This window comes from Prochlorococcus sp. MIT 1011, from assembly GCF_047305235.1.
Classification (GTDB): Bacteria; Cyanobacteriota; Cyanobacteriia; order PCC-6307; family Cyanobiaceae; genus Prochlorococcus_B.
On record NZ_CP138983.1, the window covers coordinates 1,866,281 to 1,881,876 of the forward strand.

At 35.8% G+C, this 15,596-nt stretch carries 17 protein-coding genes; 6 read left to right on the forward strand and 11 right to left on the reverse strand.

Features of this window, described 5'->3' with window-relative positions; translation table 11 throughout:
- Positions 1-6: 6 nt before the first annotated feature.
- The gene (gene accB / locus SIB75_RS11065; protein ID WP_413683379.1) at positions 7-504 is read right to left on the reverse strand and encodes an acetyl-CoA carboxylase biotin carboxyl carrier protein; all 498 of its coding nucleotides are present in this window, start codon (positions 502-504) and stop codon (positions 7-9) included.
- On the reverse strand, positions 501-1,064 hold the full coding sequence (efp, locus tag SIB75_RS11070; RefSeq protein WP_036906095.1) for an elongation factor P: 564 nt from the start codon (positions 1,062-1,064) through the stop codon (positions 501-503). The genes accB and efp overlap by 4 nt, the downstream gene beginning before the upstream one ends.
- A gap of 63 nt (positions 1,065-1,127) precedes the next feature.
- Between efp and SIB75_RS11075 the strand changes: the two genes are divergently transcribed.
- Positions 1,128-2,204 carry a peptidylprolyl isomerase gene (locus SIB75_RS11075; RefSeq protein WP_413683380.1) on the forward strand — a complete coding sequence of 359 codons (1,077 nt, stop codon included), beginning with the start codon at positions 1,128-1,130 and terminating at the stop codon, positions 2,202-2,204.
- A gap of 12 nt (positions 2,205-2,216) precedes the next feature.
- On the forward strand, positions 2,217-3,206 hold the full coding sequence (gene thiL, locus SIB75_RS11080; protein ID WP_413683381.1) for a thiamine-phosphate kinase: 990 nt from the start codon (positions 2,217-2,219) through the stop codon (positions 3,204-3,206).
- A gap of 10 nt (positions 3,207-3,216) precedes the next feature.
- Here the strand turns inward: thiL and gap are convergent, their stop codons facing one another.
- Positions 3,217-4,239, reverse strand: coding sequence for a type I glyceraldehyde-3-phosphate dehydrogenase (gene gap / locus SIB75_RS11085; RefSeq protein WP_413683382.1), 1,023 nt, complete (start codon positions 4,237-4,239; stop codon positions 3,217-3,219).
- Positions 4,240-4,388: 149 nt separating this feature from the next.
- On the opposite strand from gap, the gene murC reads away from it, so the two are divergent.
- From murC to SIB75_RS11100, 3 genes are read left to right on the forward strand one after another with little or no spacing between them, the layout of a single operon-like run.
- Positions 4,389-5,873: a UDP-N-acetylmuramate--L-alanine ligase gene (murC, locus tag SIB75_RS11090; protein WP_413683383.1), complete on the forward strand. Its 1,485-nt coding sequence runs from the start codon at positions 4,389-4,391 to the stop codon at positions 5,871-5,873.
- A gap of 3 nt (positions 5,874-5,876) precedes the next feature.
- Positions 5,877-6,752 carry a UDP-N-acetylmuramate dehydrogenase gene (gene murB / locus SIB75_RS11095; RefSeq protein WP_413683384.1) on the forward strand — a complete coding sequence of 292 codons (876 nt, stop codon included), beginning with the start codon at positions 5,877-5,879 and terminating at the stop codon, positions 6,750-6,752.
- Between the two features lie 37 nt (positions 6,753-6,789).
- Positions 6,790-7,137, forward strand: coding sequence for a YbaB/EbfC family nucleoid-associated protein (locus SIB75_RS11100; RefSeq protein WP_413683385.1), 348 nt, complete (start codon positions 6,790-6,792; stop codon positions 7,135-7,137).
- On the opposite strand, the gene rsgA is transcribed toward SIB75_RS11100, so the two are convergent.
- The 5 genes from rsgA to msrB form a co-directional block, all read right to left on the reverse strand.
- On the reverse strand, positions 7,106-8,044 hold the full coding sequence (rsgA, locus tag SIB75_RS11105) for a ribosome small subunit-dependent GTPase A (RefSeq protein WP_413683386.1): 939 nt from the start codon (positions 8,042-8,044) through the stop codon (positions 7,106-7,108). The genes SIB75_RS11100 and rsgA overlap by 32 nt on opposite strands.
- Positions 8,037-8,276, reverse strand: coding sequence for a sulfurtransferase TusA family protein (locus tag SIB75_RS11110; protein WP_413683387.1), 240 nt, complete (start codon positions 8,274-8,276; stop codon positions 8,037-8,039). The genes rsgA and SIB75_RS11110 overlap by 8 nt, the downstream gene beginning before the upstream one ends.
- Positions 8,276-9,412: a molecular chaperone DnaJ gene (dnaJ, locus tag SIB75_RS11115; protein WP_413683388.1), complete on the reverse strand. Its 1,137-nt coding sequence runs from the start codon at positions 9,410-9,412 to the stop codon at positions 8,276-8,278. The genes SIB75_RS11110 and dnaJ overlap by 1 nt, the downstream gene beginning before the upstream one ends.
- Before the next feature lie 44 nt (positions 9,413-9,456).
- A complete protein-coding gene (gene grpE, locus SIB75_RS11120; RefSeq protein WP_413683389.1) occupies positions 9,457-10,236 on the reverse strand; it encodes a nucleotide exchange factor GrpE in 780 nt (259 codons plus the stop codon).
- Positions 10,237-10,329: 93 nt separating this feature from the next.
- Positions 10,330-10,797, reverse strand: coding sequence for a peptide-methionine (R)-S-oxide reductase MsrB (gene msrB, locus SIB75_RS11125; RefSeq protein WP_413683390.1), 468 nt, complete (start codon positions 10,795-10,797; stop codon positions 10,330-10,332).
- Positions 10,798-10,887: 90 nt separating this feature from the next.
- On the opposite strand from msrB, the gene dusA reads away from it, so the two are divergent.
- Positions 10,888-11,895, forward strand: a complete 1,008-nt coding sequence (dusA, locus tag SIB75_RS11130) for a tRNA dihydrouridine(20/20a) synthase DusA (RefSeq protein ID WP_413683391.1) — start codon at positions 10,888-10,890, stop codon at positions 11,893-11,895.
- A gap of 18 nt (positions 11,896-11,913) precedes the next feature.
- Here dusA and SIB75_RS11135 read toward each other — a convergent pair whose 3' ends face one another.
- The 3 genes from SIB75_RS11135 to SIB75_RS11145 all read right to left on the reverse strand — a co-directional run bounded on the left by SIB75_RS11135 (position 11,914) and on the right by SIB75_RS11145 (position 15,595).
- Positions 11,914-12,627, reverse strand: a complete 714-nt coding sequence (locus tag SIB75_RS11135) for an RNA recognition motif domain-containing protein (protein ID WP_413683392.1) — start codon at positions 12,625-12,627, stop codon at positions 11,914-11,916.
- A gap of 127 nt (positions 12,628-12,754) precedes the next feature.
- Positions 12,755-14,146, reverse strand: coding sequence for an argininosuccinate lyase (gene argH, locus SIB75_RS11140; protein WP_413683393.1), 1,392 nt, complete (start codon positions 14,144-14,146; stop codon positions 12,755-12,757).
- A 54-nt stretch (positions 14,147-14,200) separates the two neighbouring features.
- Positions 14,201-15,595 (reverse strand): PP2C family protein-serine/threonine phosphatase, encoded by a 1,395-nt coding sequence (locus SIB75_RS11145; protein ID WP_413684870.1) that lies wholly within the window; start codon positions 15,593-15,595, stop codon positions 14,201-14,203.
- Between the last annotated feature and the right edge of the window lies 1 nt (position 15,596).

A 15,596-nucleotide genomic window follows, 5' to 3' on the forward strand; every position in this document is an offset into this window, starting at 1 on the left:
GAACTTTTAAACAGGTTTTAATCTCATTAAAACTTGACCAAACTCAACTGGTGTTCCATTTTCAACAAGAATTTCCATTACTTCTCCACTCACTTCTGACTCTAATTCATTCATTAATTTCATTGCCTCAAGAATACAAACAGCTTGCCCAACACTAATTCTCGATCCAATTTCCACGAAAGGTGGTTCTTCTGGCCCTGGCGCGCGATAAAAGGTCCCAACCATAGGAGCAGTCACTTCGAGCAAGTCAGAGCGAGAGCCTGGCACTGAAGGAGGGGGAGTACTTGGGACTGGAGTAGCCTCTATTTTAGGTTGAGATGGTGGTGAAACAATCTCTTCTGATATGAGGTTCTTTTGAGAAATTATTGAATCCGAAGAAGTCTCAAGATTACGTTTAACTTCTAAGTAAAAGTCTTCTCCCTCAAGTCGAAACTCTTGAATGTCGCTCTCAGCTAAAGTTGCCAATAAGCGATGAAGCTCATCATGATCAAGATTCATAGTCATTGTGTTTCTCGGCCTAGATAACTGTCATTTCGAGTATCTACTCGAATTTTCTCACCAATTGAAATAAATAATGGGACCATTACTTGGGCTCCTGTTTCCAAGATTGCAGGCTTTGTACCTCCCGACGCAGTGTCACCTTTGACCCCAGGATCAGTTTCTTTTATTTCTAAAACAACTGAGTTGGGCAATTCAACTTCAAGAGGTTTTTCATTCCAAGACACTACATTAACCTCCATACCTTCCTTTAGATATTTCCTACTTTCACCAATTTGTTTAGCTGTTAGGCGTGTTTCTTCATAAGAAGTCATATCCATAAAGACAAAATCATCTCCGTCCATGTATGTATGTTGCAACTTCGATTTCTCTAAAAGAGCTTGTGGAACCATTTCCCCAGCTCTAAAAGTCTTTTCAACAACACTACCGCTCACAACAGCTTTTAATTTAGTTCTGACAAACGCAGAACCTTTACCAGGCTTGACATGTAGAAATTCAATAACACGCCAAACTGCACCGTCTAACTCGATCGTAGTGCCAGTGCGAAAGTCGTTACTTGAAATCATTCACACAAAAGATACCAATCGATCATAAGTCTGTGCCAAAGTCATGCAAAACATAGAATTAACATGGCAAAAAAGATTTGCATTCTTGCCCTGATAACAATCCTGTTTTCTCTGAGCTCTCCATGGATTGAACCAGCTGTTGCAAGCCTTCCAAATGGTAATCGACTAAAAGATCCATATGCAATATTAAGAAATTCTTTACCGATTGACCAAAAAGAATTACGTGAATTACAAAACAAACTAGAGGAAACCAGCGATGATCTTCGAGGAAGTAGATGGTCAGCTGTCAGCAAAGCAACCTCAAGAAGTCAATTCTTAGTAAGTAACAAGAAAAATCAAATTCTTGACTCCATACCAGAGGAAAACAAAGAAAAAGCTGTTAATCTCCTCTCTAATCTGAAAGAAGAGCTTGATGAATTAGGGCAAATAGCAAACGAAAAAAATAAAGTCTCATTTCTCAACCTCAGACGTCAAAGTTTAAAAACAATTGATGATTTAGAATCTCTTTTAATTACAAATAATTTTCCATATAAAATACCCAGTGAATATGACAACTTACCAAGACTTTTAGGTAGAGCGAATGTAGAAATAAAAACATCAAAAGGAACTATGAGTGCAATTATTGATGGTTATAATGCTCCTCTAACAGCTGGTGCATTTATAGATCTTTCATTAAAAGGTTTTTACGATGGTTTACCAATTAATAGAGCTGAAGAATTTTTTATTCTTCAGACTGGAGATCCTAAAGGAGAAGAGATAGGATACTTAAACCCTGATAGTAATGAGTTGAGAAAAATTCCTTTAGAAATAAGAACACGCAGTTTAGAAGATACAATTTATGGCGAAACTTTTGAAGATATTGGTCTTTATACTGAAACACCAATTCTCCCATTTGCAACTTTAGGAACACTTGGCTGGGCTCATTCTGATTCTGATTTAAATGATGGTTCTTCTCAGTTTTTCTTCTTCTTATATGAAGCTGAATTAAATCCGGCTGGACGTAATCTTATTGATGGAAGAAACGCAGCTTTTGGTTACGTAATAGAAGGTTCTGAAATATTAAATAAACTTGGAGTAGATGATAAAATAATCTCAATTAAAGTATTAAATGGGTCAGAGAATCTAAACCTCAAAGCTTAAATTATTAATAAAGTGTGCACTACAATAAAAGATTTAGGTGAAATAGAATTGCTGAATCGTCTAAAAAGATTTATGCGATCTGGTCAGATAGATGATGATGTTGCAGAAATAAATTCAATTAATAAAAGTTTATTGATCAATACTGATTTACTTGTAGAGAAAATTCATTTTTCTGAAGAAATATCTAATGCTAAAGATATTGGCTGGAAATGTATTACCACAAATATTTCTGATCTGATTTGCAGTGGGTCAGAAAATATAATTTCCTTTACTGTTGGACTTGTTTTGCCACCAAAAACACATTGGAAATGGGTAGAAAACCTATATGAAGGGATGCGGGAAGCTATGGAAGAGTTTGGAGGAGAAATAATTGGTGGAGATTGCTCTTGTGGAGAAACAAAAATGATTTCAATTACGGCAATTGGAGAGATGAACCAGCTGAGACTGCATAGAGGAAATGCTGTACCAGGAGACTATATTGTTAGTACCGGATTCCATGGATTGAGTAGATTAGGTTTAGCACTTTTAAGATCCGAGCACCTACCCAGTGAAGTCGAAATAAGTCCTAAGCTTACTAATAGAGCTATAAATGCACATAAGCGTCCTTATCCAGCCCTTGAGGCACTTCAAGCATTGAAAGCGTGCAAGCCTAAGTCAATGAGTTGGAGAGCTGCAGGAACCGATAGCAGCGATGGACTTATTGAATCAATCAGAGGAATTTGCGAAAGCAGTGATTGCCAAGCAGTTATATCAAAAACTTCTATTCTTAAAGATCCTGACTGGCCAGAAGATTCGATTTGGGATGAATGGATCTTAAATGGGGGAGAAGACTATGAATTGATACTCACTCTTCCTAAAGAGTGGGCAGAAGCTCTATCAAAAAACTTCAAACTTGCCCAAATTATTGGGTTTATAAAAAAGGGTAAACCCATTATTTCTTGGGATAACTTAGAAACAATAAATATTGAGCAATCAAGCCTTTTTCAACATTTCAAGAAATAAAACTTGAATTTTATTTCCATTTTTGAGCAACAATTTCAGCCAAGTCAACAACTCGTTGGCTGTAACCCCACTCGTTGTCATACCAAGCTAAAACTTTCACCAAATTGTCATCAATACACATCGTTAAAGCTTCATCAACAATGGTTGATTCATTAGTTCCCGCATAATCACTAGAAACGAGAGGAAGGTCACCATATTTGATGATTCCTTTCATTTCGCCCTGTGAAGCAGTCTTCAATAGTGAATTGACCTCTTCAGCACTAGTTTTACGACTTGATTCAAAAACTAAATCAACTGCAGAAACATTAGGAGTAGGTACTCGCATCGCAATACCAGTTAATTTCCCTTTCATTTCTGGATAAACAAGAGCAACAGCTTTTGCCGCTCCAGTTGAAGTAGGGACCAAATTCATTGCTGCCGCTCTTGCACGACGTAAATCACGATGAGCATTATCTAGGATTCTTTGATCTCCCGTATAACTATGAATCGTGGTCATTAGACCTTTATTAATCCCCAACTTTTGATCTAAAACTTTTACTATTGGAGCTAAGCAGTTGGTAGTGCAACTCGCATTGCTAAGGATATCAAAATCTTCATGAGAATAACTATCGGCATTAACACCAACTACATACGTTCCTACACCATCACCTTTACCAGGTGCAGTGAGAATTACCTTCTTCGCACCAACTTGTAAATGCTTACTAGCTCCAACATCTGTATTAAATACACCTGTTGACTCAATTACCAAATCAACTCCCCAATCTTCCCAAGGAAGATTTAATGGATTTCTATCTGAATAGCATTTTATAGTTTTGCCATTAATTTGAAATGTATCGTCAGTATGTGAAATTTCGGCGTCGCTTATAGCTCCTAAAATAGAATCGTACTTGAGCAAATGGGCACAAGTTTTTGGATCAGAAGTGACGTTAATACCGACCACCTCAATATTTGTATTTGCACCCCTACTGAGCCAACAACGCATAAAATTGCGTCCAATTCTTCCGAATCCATTAATCGCTACACGCAAAGTCATTTCAAAAACGGTAAAACCGCATAAGCTACTGGCCGCTGATCATACAGAACGATGATCATTTTCTGTGCATTTTGAAAAATAATTGAAGCGTTAAGGAAATAAAAAGCACAAAAACTCTCTAATTCTTTAAAAAATGTGCCTTTGGATCGATGAAGAGTTATCTTTCACTCGACACTGAAGTTCAATTGAAGAAGAAACAAGAATTACCACCTCATATTCACTTTATAGGAATCGGAGGTATTGGCATGTCTGCTCTGGCAATGATTCTCGCTAAAAATGGATATTCGATATCTGGCTCTGACCAAAAACAAAGCCTAACCTTAAAAAAATTAGCAGACAATCAAGTCCATATATTTCAAAATCAAAAAGAGTCGAATATTGACAAAATTATTAAAGTTTATGGAAAAAATATATTAGTTGTTAGAAGTTCGGCAATACGTGAAGATAATTTAGAATTATGTAAAGCAAAGAAATATAATCTAACGATCAATCATCGTTCTGAAATATTAGCATTTTTAATTAAACAAAAGAGATCAATAATCGTCTCAGGATCTCATGGTAAAACAACAACAAGTACTTACATTACAACATTATTTGCTTACGCAAATAAGAACCCAACAGCTATTATAGGTGGAATTGTACCTCTCTATAAAAGAAACTACAACGTTAGTGATAGTGATTTATTAATTGCAGAAGCAGATGAATCGGATGGATCATTAGTAAAATTTAACCCAAGTATTGGCATAATAACCAATTTAGAGCTTGAACATGTTGATCATTATCTAGATCTAGAAGATTTAATAAATACCATGAAACAATTTGCTCAAAAGTGTGAATGCTTAATTACCAATTTTGACTGTGAAAATCTTAAGAATAATATAAAGAGTTCTAAATTATTTTCGACTAAAAAAATTAATAATATAGATTTCGCACTAATTCCAAAAGAATCTAATGGATGTGAAATTATTGCTGAGTATTATGAAAAAGAAAAGTTTATTGATAGTATAAAAATACCTATTCCAGGAATACACAATTTAAGCAATACAATAGCTGCAATAGCTGCATGCAGAACAACTGGAATTCTTTTTAAAGATATTAAAAAAGGAATTAATAATTTAAAGCTTCCTTCAAGAAGATTTGAATATAAAGGATTATGGGAAAATAGATTAATAATTGAAGATTATGCGCATCATCCTAGTGAAATTGATGCTGCAATATCAATTGCTTCTACTATCATTAAGACAAAAAATAACCTTTCAAAAATATCACCTAAGAGATTAGTAACTATATTTCAACCACATCGGTATAGTAGGACTAAAAAATTTCAAAAAGAATTTGCAAAAAGTCTAAGTAAATCTGATTTAGTATTCATAACTCCAATTTACTCTGCTGGAGAAAATGAAATTGAAGGAATAGATAATAAGTCTATTGGATATGAGTTAGAAAAATTAAAACCTAATCTAAGAATATATACACCAAACAATAATCAAAATTTAATAAAACTAATAAAAGAACATACTCTTGAAAAAGACTTGATTTTAATCCTGGGTGCAGGAGATATTAATTTAATATGTGAAAATATATTTTTAGAATTCATAAATACTAAATCAATCAACAATGATTTAGCCGCTTAATAAATGGATTCCATTCAATTAGAAAAAAATATTTCCTTATCAAATTTTACTACTTGGAGAATAGGTGGTCCTGCAGAATGGATTGCTCAACCAAAAAATATTGAAGAAATTAAATATTTAATTAATTGGATAAATATGAAAAAAATTCCCTGCAATATTATTGGTGCTGGATCAAATCTTTTAATCAATGACAAAGGAATTAAAGGATTAAGCCTTTGTATGCGAAATTTCAAAGGAATTAAAGTTGATAAAAATAGTGGAATTATCGAAGTACTTAGTGGTGAAATGCTTCCAACTTTGGCGAGAAAAGCAGCTGCCAATGGACTTCATGGACTCGAATGGGCTGTTGGAATACCAGGAACAATTGGTGGAGCAGTAGTTATGAATGCAGGAGCACAAGAACATTCCATATCTAGCTATATCGAGAGTATTACAACGCTATCTTTGACAGGTGAATGCAAAATGATCAAAGGAAAAGATCTCAATTTTGGATACCGACAGAGTCTGCTTCAAAATGAGAAATTAATTGTCTTATCTGCTCGACTCAAGCTGGTGTCAGGTCAGGCAGAAAAAATACGACAGGTCACAAATGAAAACCTAAATCATCGATTAAAAACTCAACCATATAAAGCCCAAACCTGCGGAAGTGTTTTTCGAAATCCAGAACCCTTAAAAGCCGCAAAATTAATTGAAGAACTTGGTTTAAAAGGATTTAGTTATGGTGGAGCTGAAATATCCAAAATACATTCAAATTTTATAATTAACGCAAATAAAGCTTCCTCAAGTGACATCAGGGAGTTGATTAAATATATTCAAAAACAAGTTTTTAATTCTTATGGAATCTTGTTAGAAACAGAAGTCAAACAATGTGGCTTTTAATTTTAAACCCTAAGATCAGTAACAATAGGAAATTCTCATGGCTGGATTCGGACTACCAAATTTTGGACAACTCACTGAAGCTTTTAAAAAAGCACAACAAATTCAGCAGAATGCTCAAAAACTTCAAGAAGAGCTTGAAGTTATGGAAATAGAAGGAACAAATAATGACAATCGAGCAAAAATATGGATGTCAGGAAATCAAAAACCTTTACGGGTAGAAATTGACCCATCTCTTCTTTCTGAAGAAAAAACAATAGTAGAAGAAGCCATATTAGATGCTATGAAATCCGCTCACGAAGTTTCAACATCGACGATGAAAGAACGAATGGAAGATCTAACAGGTGGATTCAAGCTTAACCTGCCTGGTATGGGAGATGAGAATTAATCATTTCCTCAAGACTCTCACGATAAAAAGGATATCTTTCAAGATCTTTATTAATTACACAACCAGGCTCATCTCTATGTAAACAATCTCGGAACTTGCATTGTGACTTACTTAATTGAGCTTGAAACTCAGGAAACAAATAAGCAAAATCAGATGGCTCGCATAGTATTTCTGGACGATTAAAACCTGGTGTATCAGCAAGAAGTGATCCATTCCCAATCGCAAAAAGTTCGACATGTCTTGTCGTGTGAATACCTCTCTTTAATTTTTTTGAAACAGATGATGTAGGGAGTGAAACGGTTGGAATTAAATGATTAATTAAAGTTGTCTTTCCTACTCCGGAGGGTCCAGCCAGTACAGTTAATTTTGTTTTTCTAAATCGTTCTATTAATAAATCAATACCCTGAGAATTCTGTATAGAAACTGGTATACAATCATAACCCCATGTCTTTAATTTATTTATATATAAAATCAAATCATTTTTTGTAATTAAATCTGTTTTAGTTAAAATTATCAAAGGTTTTATATTTGCACATTCAGCTGTTAATAAAAAACGACTTGCTTGCTCCATATCAAATAAAGGCTCATCAACTGAGATACAAATAGAAATTAATGTAACGTTTGCAACTGCTGGGCGTTTTAAAAAACTTTTTCGCGGCTCCACTTCTGAAATTACAGCTTTTTTGTTTTTATAATCTATAGACTCAACGCAAACTATATCTCCTACATCTATAAATAAACCTTGATAATCTAACTTACTTCTTCGTGTACATAAAAGTCTAATTTTTTTATAAAATTGATCTAATAAATCATCTTTAAAATCTTTATAGTCAATCTCTACGATTAAAAAATTTGCCTTAAGTGCAACAACAATACCTTTTAATTTATTAGATTTATTTTTATTCACTCGATATTGTCAAAGTTACTTTTTTAGAGTCTTTGTTCAATATTTTTACTTTATAACCCTTCTCTTGTAAACCATCTATAACACTAGTTTCAGATTCTCCTACATCCAAATCCACTTTTAAAATATCTTTTGAAGATAAATTTTCCAAAGCCAAGCAGCATTTAACATAATTGACTGGACAAGCAAGGCCAGATAAATCTAAATAATGATCAATCAATATATTTTTATCCACTATTTGTTGCCAAATAGCTTACTAAACAAGCCACTTTTATGATAATGGTGTTGAGGTCCACGTGCAGAGTAATGTCCAGCTAACTCTTCTAATAAATTTCTTTCAGAATCTGATAATTTTGTAGGTAATTTAATCTTTACTGAGACTTGATGATTACCCCTAGCAACAGGATTGCCTAGTTTCGGTACTCCTTTATTTTCTAAATTCAAAATAAAGTTAGGTTGAGTTCCTGCTGGAATTTGTAACTTAGTAGGTCCATCTACAGTATCTATTTCAATAGTATCTCCTAAAATTGCCTGAAGGTAACTAATATTAACCTCAGATAAAATTGTCAATCCATCTCTCTTTAAATTAGGATGATTTTTAACTTTTAAGAAGACATATAGATCTCCAGATGGACCACCCTTTAATCCAGCATTGCCCTCTCCTGAAACTCTTAATCGTGTTCCGCTATCAACTCCAGCAGGAATATTAATTTTTAATTTTTTTCTTACTTGCTTAACCCCTTTTCCTCCACAAGCGTTACAAGGATCTTTAATCACTTGTCCAGTACCACCACAAGTTGGACATTCTGCAACTTGGGTAAAACTTCCAAAAGGTGTACGAGTAGCTCTTCTTACTTGACCTGCACCACTACATGTTGAACAAGTAACAGGACCAGTGCCTTTCTTAGCACCATTCCCTCTGCAAACATCACAAGTTTCTAAATGAGGAACAGTGATCTCTTTTTCTTGTCCAAAAATAGCTTTATCAAAATCAATCGTTAGGTCGTAACGTAAATCGTCTCCCTGTTGAGGTCCACGTCTTTGAGGGCGAGAACCACCGCCAGGTGAATTAGCACCACCAAAACCATTAAAAAAGGTCTCAAACAAATCTGCAAAGCCGCCCATATCTCCCATATCCGGCATACCAGCAGCCCCACCTATTCCTGCTTCTCCAAATTGGTCGTAACGAGCTCGCTTTTGAGAATCGCTTAAAACTTCATATGCTTTACCTATTTCTTTGAACTTATCCTCTGCACCTGCTTCCTTATTCACGTCAGGGTGATATTTCCGAGCTTGCTGTCTATAAGCTCTTTTTAAAGTGTCAGCATCAGCATCTCTGCTTACACCCAATAGATCGTAAAAATCAGCCATTAGTTCATTTAAAGAAATTCAATTCCGTTTCGATCATCATGTAGTTAATTCTCATCTTTAGTTAAGTCATCTGAAGATTGACTTAGTTCTTGATTAGCATCACTCTGATCAGGAATCTCATCTTCAGAAGCTTTTGGTCCTGGTCCCATAGAAACTTTGACCAAAGCATGCCTTAAAACACGACCATTCAAGTGATAGCCCCTTTGTAATTCTTCAATCACAATATCCTCAGCCTTTTCATCACTGGGCTCTCTCATAACAGCTTCATGCAAAGAAGGATCAAAAGCTTGATCAACCACACGCATTGGAGCTACTCCTAGTTGCTTAAGAACTTCAACTAATTGCTTATAAAGTCCTTGGTAACTTCGATGTAATGTTTGAGCTTCTTCGCCCTCAGGGTTTAATTGCTGTCTTGCTCTTTCAAAATTATCTACAACAGGAAGTATTTCACTAAGCGTAGTGCATGTAAGTTGAATTTTTAGATCATCTTGGTCACGCGTCTGACGCTTTCTGAAATTATCAAAGTCAGCAGCTATTCTCATATATTGACTATTTAAAGTTTCATGCTCTTTTTCTAATTGCTGTAATCTTGCTTCAGTATCTGGACCTTTAATATTGGAATCAGATCTAGTTGAAGGTTGTTCGTTTGCTGTTCCTGCTGAATCTTTGTTCAATTGTGGCTCTACTTCGGGATTATCAGATGGCTCGACTTGATTAGGTGATTCATGACTTGTAGAAGGACTTACAGAATTTGCATTGGGATTATCTTGTGATGAATCATCTTGAGATAATTCATGTTCGGAGGAGGAAACGTCTGAATTCATATAATATGGTCAGCTATTAAACCATGTTGATAGCAAAGGGTTTTTTGTACAAGCTACGGAAGCCCACACCTATCCAATAGAAAAGAAAATCATTTACGAATCAACTTGAAACGTAAGAGCGACACCATTATTGCAATATCGTTTACCAGTTGGCCTTGGACCATCATTAAAAACATGACCTTGATGCCCGCCACAACGCCGGCAATGATATTCAGTTCTAGGGACAATTAATTTGAAGTCTGTTTTTGTCTCTATTGCATCTGGTAAATGATCGAAAAAACTTGGCCAGCCTGTTCCACTTTCAAACTTTGTTGTTGAGGAAAATAAAGCAAGCCCGCATCCTGAACAACGAAAAACTCCTTTCCTTTTTTCGTCATTCAAAGGACTTGAAAACGGTCTCTCTGTTCCTTCCTTACGTAAAACATAAAAAGCATCTTTGGGTAAACGATTTTCCCATTCCTTATCCGTTAAAGTTTTATAGTTTTCCATAGGTTTAGGAGCAGCAAAAGCGCTTTTTGGTTTGATAATAAAACCAAAAAGAGTGTTCAAAAATCCAATCATTAAAAATCGACGCTTCAAAGGAATTTCTCGATTCGGTGAATTTTAATAAAATTTCCTCCCTAAAAGTTGAAAACAATTAATTCATAAAAAATGATTTCCAATTCTTTAAAAACAAATGAACTAGCAAACTACAGGTTAAGTATTGCTCCAATGATGGATTGCACAGATAGGCATTTTCGTGTCCTCATGCGGCAAATCACAAAAAAATCACTTCTATATACAGAAATGATTGTGGCCCAAGCACTTCATTACAGCAAAAACAGGAATAAATTGTTAGATTTTAATGAGATTGAACATCCGATTTCTTTACAACTTGGAGGGGATAATCCAAATCTTTTAGCTGAAGCGTCTCAAATGGCTGAAGATTGGGGTTATGACGAAATTAATCTAAATATTGGCTGCCCAAGTCCAAAAGTCAAATCTGGCAACTTTGGCGCTTGTCTTATGGGTAAACCAAAAATAGTGGCCGATTGTATAGAGAAAATGAAAAAATCATGCAATATCCCAATCACAGTGAAACACAGACTTGGAATTGATAATCTCGACAATGATGATTACCTTATGCAATTTGTTGATACTTGTTCACTTGCAGGAGCAGAAAGATTTATAGTTCACGCTCGAAAAGCATGGCTAAATGGATTAAATCCCAAAGAAAATAGAACAATTCCACCTCTTCAATATGAAAGGGTTCAAAAATTAAAAAATAACAGGCCTGGGTTGATAATTGAGCTTAACGGTGGAATAAATACAATAAATGATTGTATTCAAACTCTAAAGGTATTCGACGGAGCAATGGTAGGAAGAGCTGCATACTCACATCCGTTTCTTTGGACAAAAATAGATTCGATGATTTATGGACAAAAAGAAGAGAATCTATCTAGATCAAAAATAATTAAAAAAGTTATTCCTTTTGCTCAAAAACATTTAGACGAGGATGGAAAACTTTGGAATATAGCTAAACACATTTTAAATCTGATAGAAGCCATACCCAATGCAAAAATATTAAGACAAGAACTAAGCGAAAAATGTCAAAATAGCAAATCTGACGTTTCTATTTTAAAAAAAATTGCCCAACAACTTGAAGATGCTGGGCAATAAAAAAATGAAGCGCAATGTTTAAGATTCTGCGCCACCATAATCAGCAGTAGAGTCGTCTCCCCCTTCAGGCGAAGTACCTCTTCTTCTTCTACTACGACCTTGATCAAAGCCATTTGCATCTTGAGAAGCATTTCCATGACTACGATCTTCCCAGCCTTTAGCTCCCGAAGGCCTATCTTGAGCTGATTGATCACCTTGGCCACCACCGTCATAGCCGCCACCGCCGTAACCGCCTCCTTGACCGCCACCGCCGTAGCCGCCACCGCCATAGCCGCCTCCTTGACCGCCACCGCCGTAGCCGCCACCTTGACCGCCACCGCCATAGCCGCCTCCTTGACCGCCACCGCCGTAGCCGCCACCGCCATAGCCGCCTCCTTGACCGCCACCGCCGTAGCCGCCACCTTGACCGCCACCGCCGTAGCCGCCACCGCCGTAGCCGCCTCCTTGACCGCCACCGCCGTAGCCGCCACCGCTTCTTCTGGGAGCACTACCTCTTGGTTCGGCTTTGTTGATTCTTAAAGGACGACCCATAAGCTCAGCACCTTGTAGAGATTCTATTGCTGAAGCTTCAACTGCTTCATCAGCCATCTCAACAAAAGCAAAACCTCTTTTGCGTCCTGTATCTCGTTCTAAAGGTAAAGAACAATTTGCCACCTCCCCAAAAGGAGAAAACAATTCAATGACATCTTCCTGCTCAGCGCGGAAGGGTAAGTTGCCGACAAAAATACTCACTTGAAAATTGGACTGAAAATAAAATGTAACTAAGAGGCTATGAATAGCCAAAATCAATAACTCTAAAGTGAGTTATCATTAATCAGTTTAATACCGAAAGCCCTCAAATTGATTTAAAACAATTTTTTTACTTAAATAATTTTTCCCGCCACAGAATAAGCTGTTCTTGAACTCTCTCAAATCCAGTACCACCATCACTCACACGCGACTCAACTACACTTGAAGGCAAAAGCTTTTGATAAATATCTTTTTCAAAAAATTTATGAAATGTTTTCCATTTTTCCAAAGGAATATCTTTTAATAAAACTCCCTCCTCTAAGGAAGTTTTAACAATTCGCCCAACTAATTGATAAGCCTCTCGGAATGGGATGTCCTTAGCCACTAAATAATCAGCAACATCAGTAGCATTAGAAAAGTCCGATGAAACAGCATTATTAAGACTTTCTTTTCTAAAAATTAAACCTTCTTCAAACAATATTGATATTGCAACTAACGAATTCTTAACCGTTTTCACACTATCAAAGATTGCTTCTTTATCTTCTTGAAAATCTTTGTTGTAAGCCAGAGGTAAGCCTTTCATCATAGTAAGCATGGCTTGTAAATGTCCAAAGACTCGCCCTGACTTACCTCGAACTAATTCCGGAACATCCGGATTCTTTTTTTGAGGCATAATACTACTTCCAGTGGCACATCGATCTGTTAATTGAATAAATGCAAATTCTTCAGATGCCCATAAAATTACTTCTTCAGATAATCTACTTAAATGAGCCATAATTAACGCAGAGGCTCCTAAAAATTCTACGACAAAATCTCTATCACTGACAGCATCTAAACTATTAGAGTAAATATCTTGAAAATGCAATTCTGAAGAAGTAATTTTTCTATTTATAGAAATAGAAGTACCAGCCAAAGCAGCTGCTCCCAGTGGAGAAATATTAACTCGTTTTCTTACATCTTTTAATCGATTTCTATCTCTTTGTGCCATCTCAACGTATGCCAATAAGTGATGCGCTAAAGATAAAGGTTGCGCTCTTTGTAAATGCGTATAACCAGGAATAAGCGTATAAAGATTTTGTTCTGCTAATAAAAAAAGAGCTTTCTGAAGACGCTCCAAATCAATATCAATTTCGTCAATACGCTTTCTAAGCCATAATCTAAGATCTGTCCCAACTTGATCATTACGACTACGGCCAGTATGAAGTTTTTTTCCTACCGGACCTATCAAATCTATTAATTTTTTTTCTACTGCAAAATGCACATCTTCATCTGAAATGACTGGTTGAAACAACCCATTAGTGGCATCTTTCCTGATTTGTTCCAGACCATTTTCCAATTCAATAGCCTCTTCCCTAGTAATAATCCCTTGAATTCCAAGCATGCGTGCATGAGCAATTGATCCATCCAAATCTTCTTCTAATAAACAAATATCAAACTCAATTGAAGCATTAAATTTTTCTATAAATGGATTGAGTCCTTTATCAAATCTATCGCTCCAAGTTTTGCTCAATGCATTTTCCAAATTACTAATACAAATAAAGCAAGAGTCTTAGCAATTGTCAGGAGGTTTACTAAGTTAATTAAGGAACCGTTGATCTTCATTGACTTTTAAAACGACCATTGATGCATCATCTTCAAGATGATGATCACTCACACCAACAAAACCATCTAATCTCTCAAAAAGTTTATTTAATATTTGTTTAGCTCCTAATCCCTCCCTCGCAAATTTATCTAAAAAAGTTATCAAACGAGTTTCATCAAAACGTTCACCTGATATACCAGGTGCCTCAGTCACTCCATCGGTATAGTAAAGAAGAACATCACCAGGCTGAAGCACAATCTCTCCACATCCATATTCAGCCTCTGGCTGAAGACCTATCAACAAACCAGGCGCATCTAATCTATTAATTGATTTTGACTTAGCGCTCCATAGCAAAGGAGGATTATGTGCTGCATTAGAAAAACGTAATTTTCTTGATTGCGCATCATAATCCGAATAAAATAACGTGACAAACCTATGTGATTGAGTCAAATCTTCAAGAGCTAATTGATTTAAGTCATGCAAAATAGAATCAGGGGGTAATCCTTTTAAAACTTCTGCTCGAAGCATTCCTCGCAACATAGTCATCAACAATCCTGCAGGAACGCCTTTACCCATAACATCACCAATAACAAAAGCCCAACGTCCACTAGATTTTGCAGTCGCAGTCAAGTCTGAACGAGTAGGCATAAAATCGAAATAATCACCACCAACTTGAAAAGCAGGCCTACAACAAGCAGCTAATTCCACTCCATCAATTATTGGACATTGATCAGGTAATAATTGTGATTGAATTTCAGCGCCAATACTTATTTGTCTATCAACTTTTTCATGATTCCTAATGACCTGAAATATAACATCATTTTCTATCGCTACTCCAGTCAAATCAGCAACTATTTGAATATATTTTCGACGAATATTACTATCAAAAACAATCTCTTTTGTATCAAATGCATACAATCGCCCTCTCTGTCTTCCTCGAGCAACTATTGATGTAGCAATTAAATTAGAAGAGTCGAAATGTCTTTGGACCAAGCGATCCAACATTGCAATATTTTTTTCCTGCATCCCAAAACCCGTTTTCTTTCCTTCTTCTAAAAGAAATAATTTTCTGAACAATTCCTTCTCTTCATCACTTGGAACCATTTGTAATTGATCGCACCAAAGACTCCCGTTATCTTGAAAAGGAATTAACAATGCTCTTTTAACACCAACTAATTGAGTCACAAGAAGTGGAATAAGTTCAAGAAAGCGCTGTAAATTAGTAAAACTACGCAAAGCAAAGCTTAATGAAAGCAATAAATCTTGATTAAAAATCTGCTCTTGAGAAAGACTATTAATCAAATCTTTTAAAGACTTGGATGCAGCACTTGATAAGGAATTAGTTGAATTTAAATATTGTTGTTCTGAAATCGGAGAATTTTCTTTCACC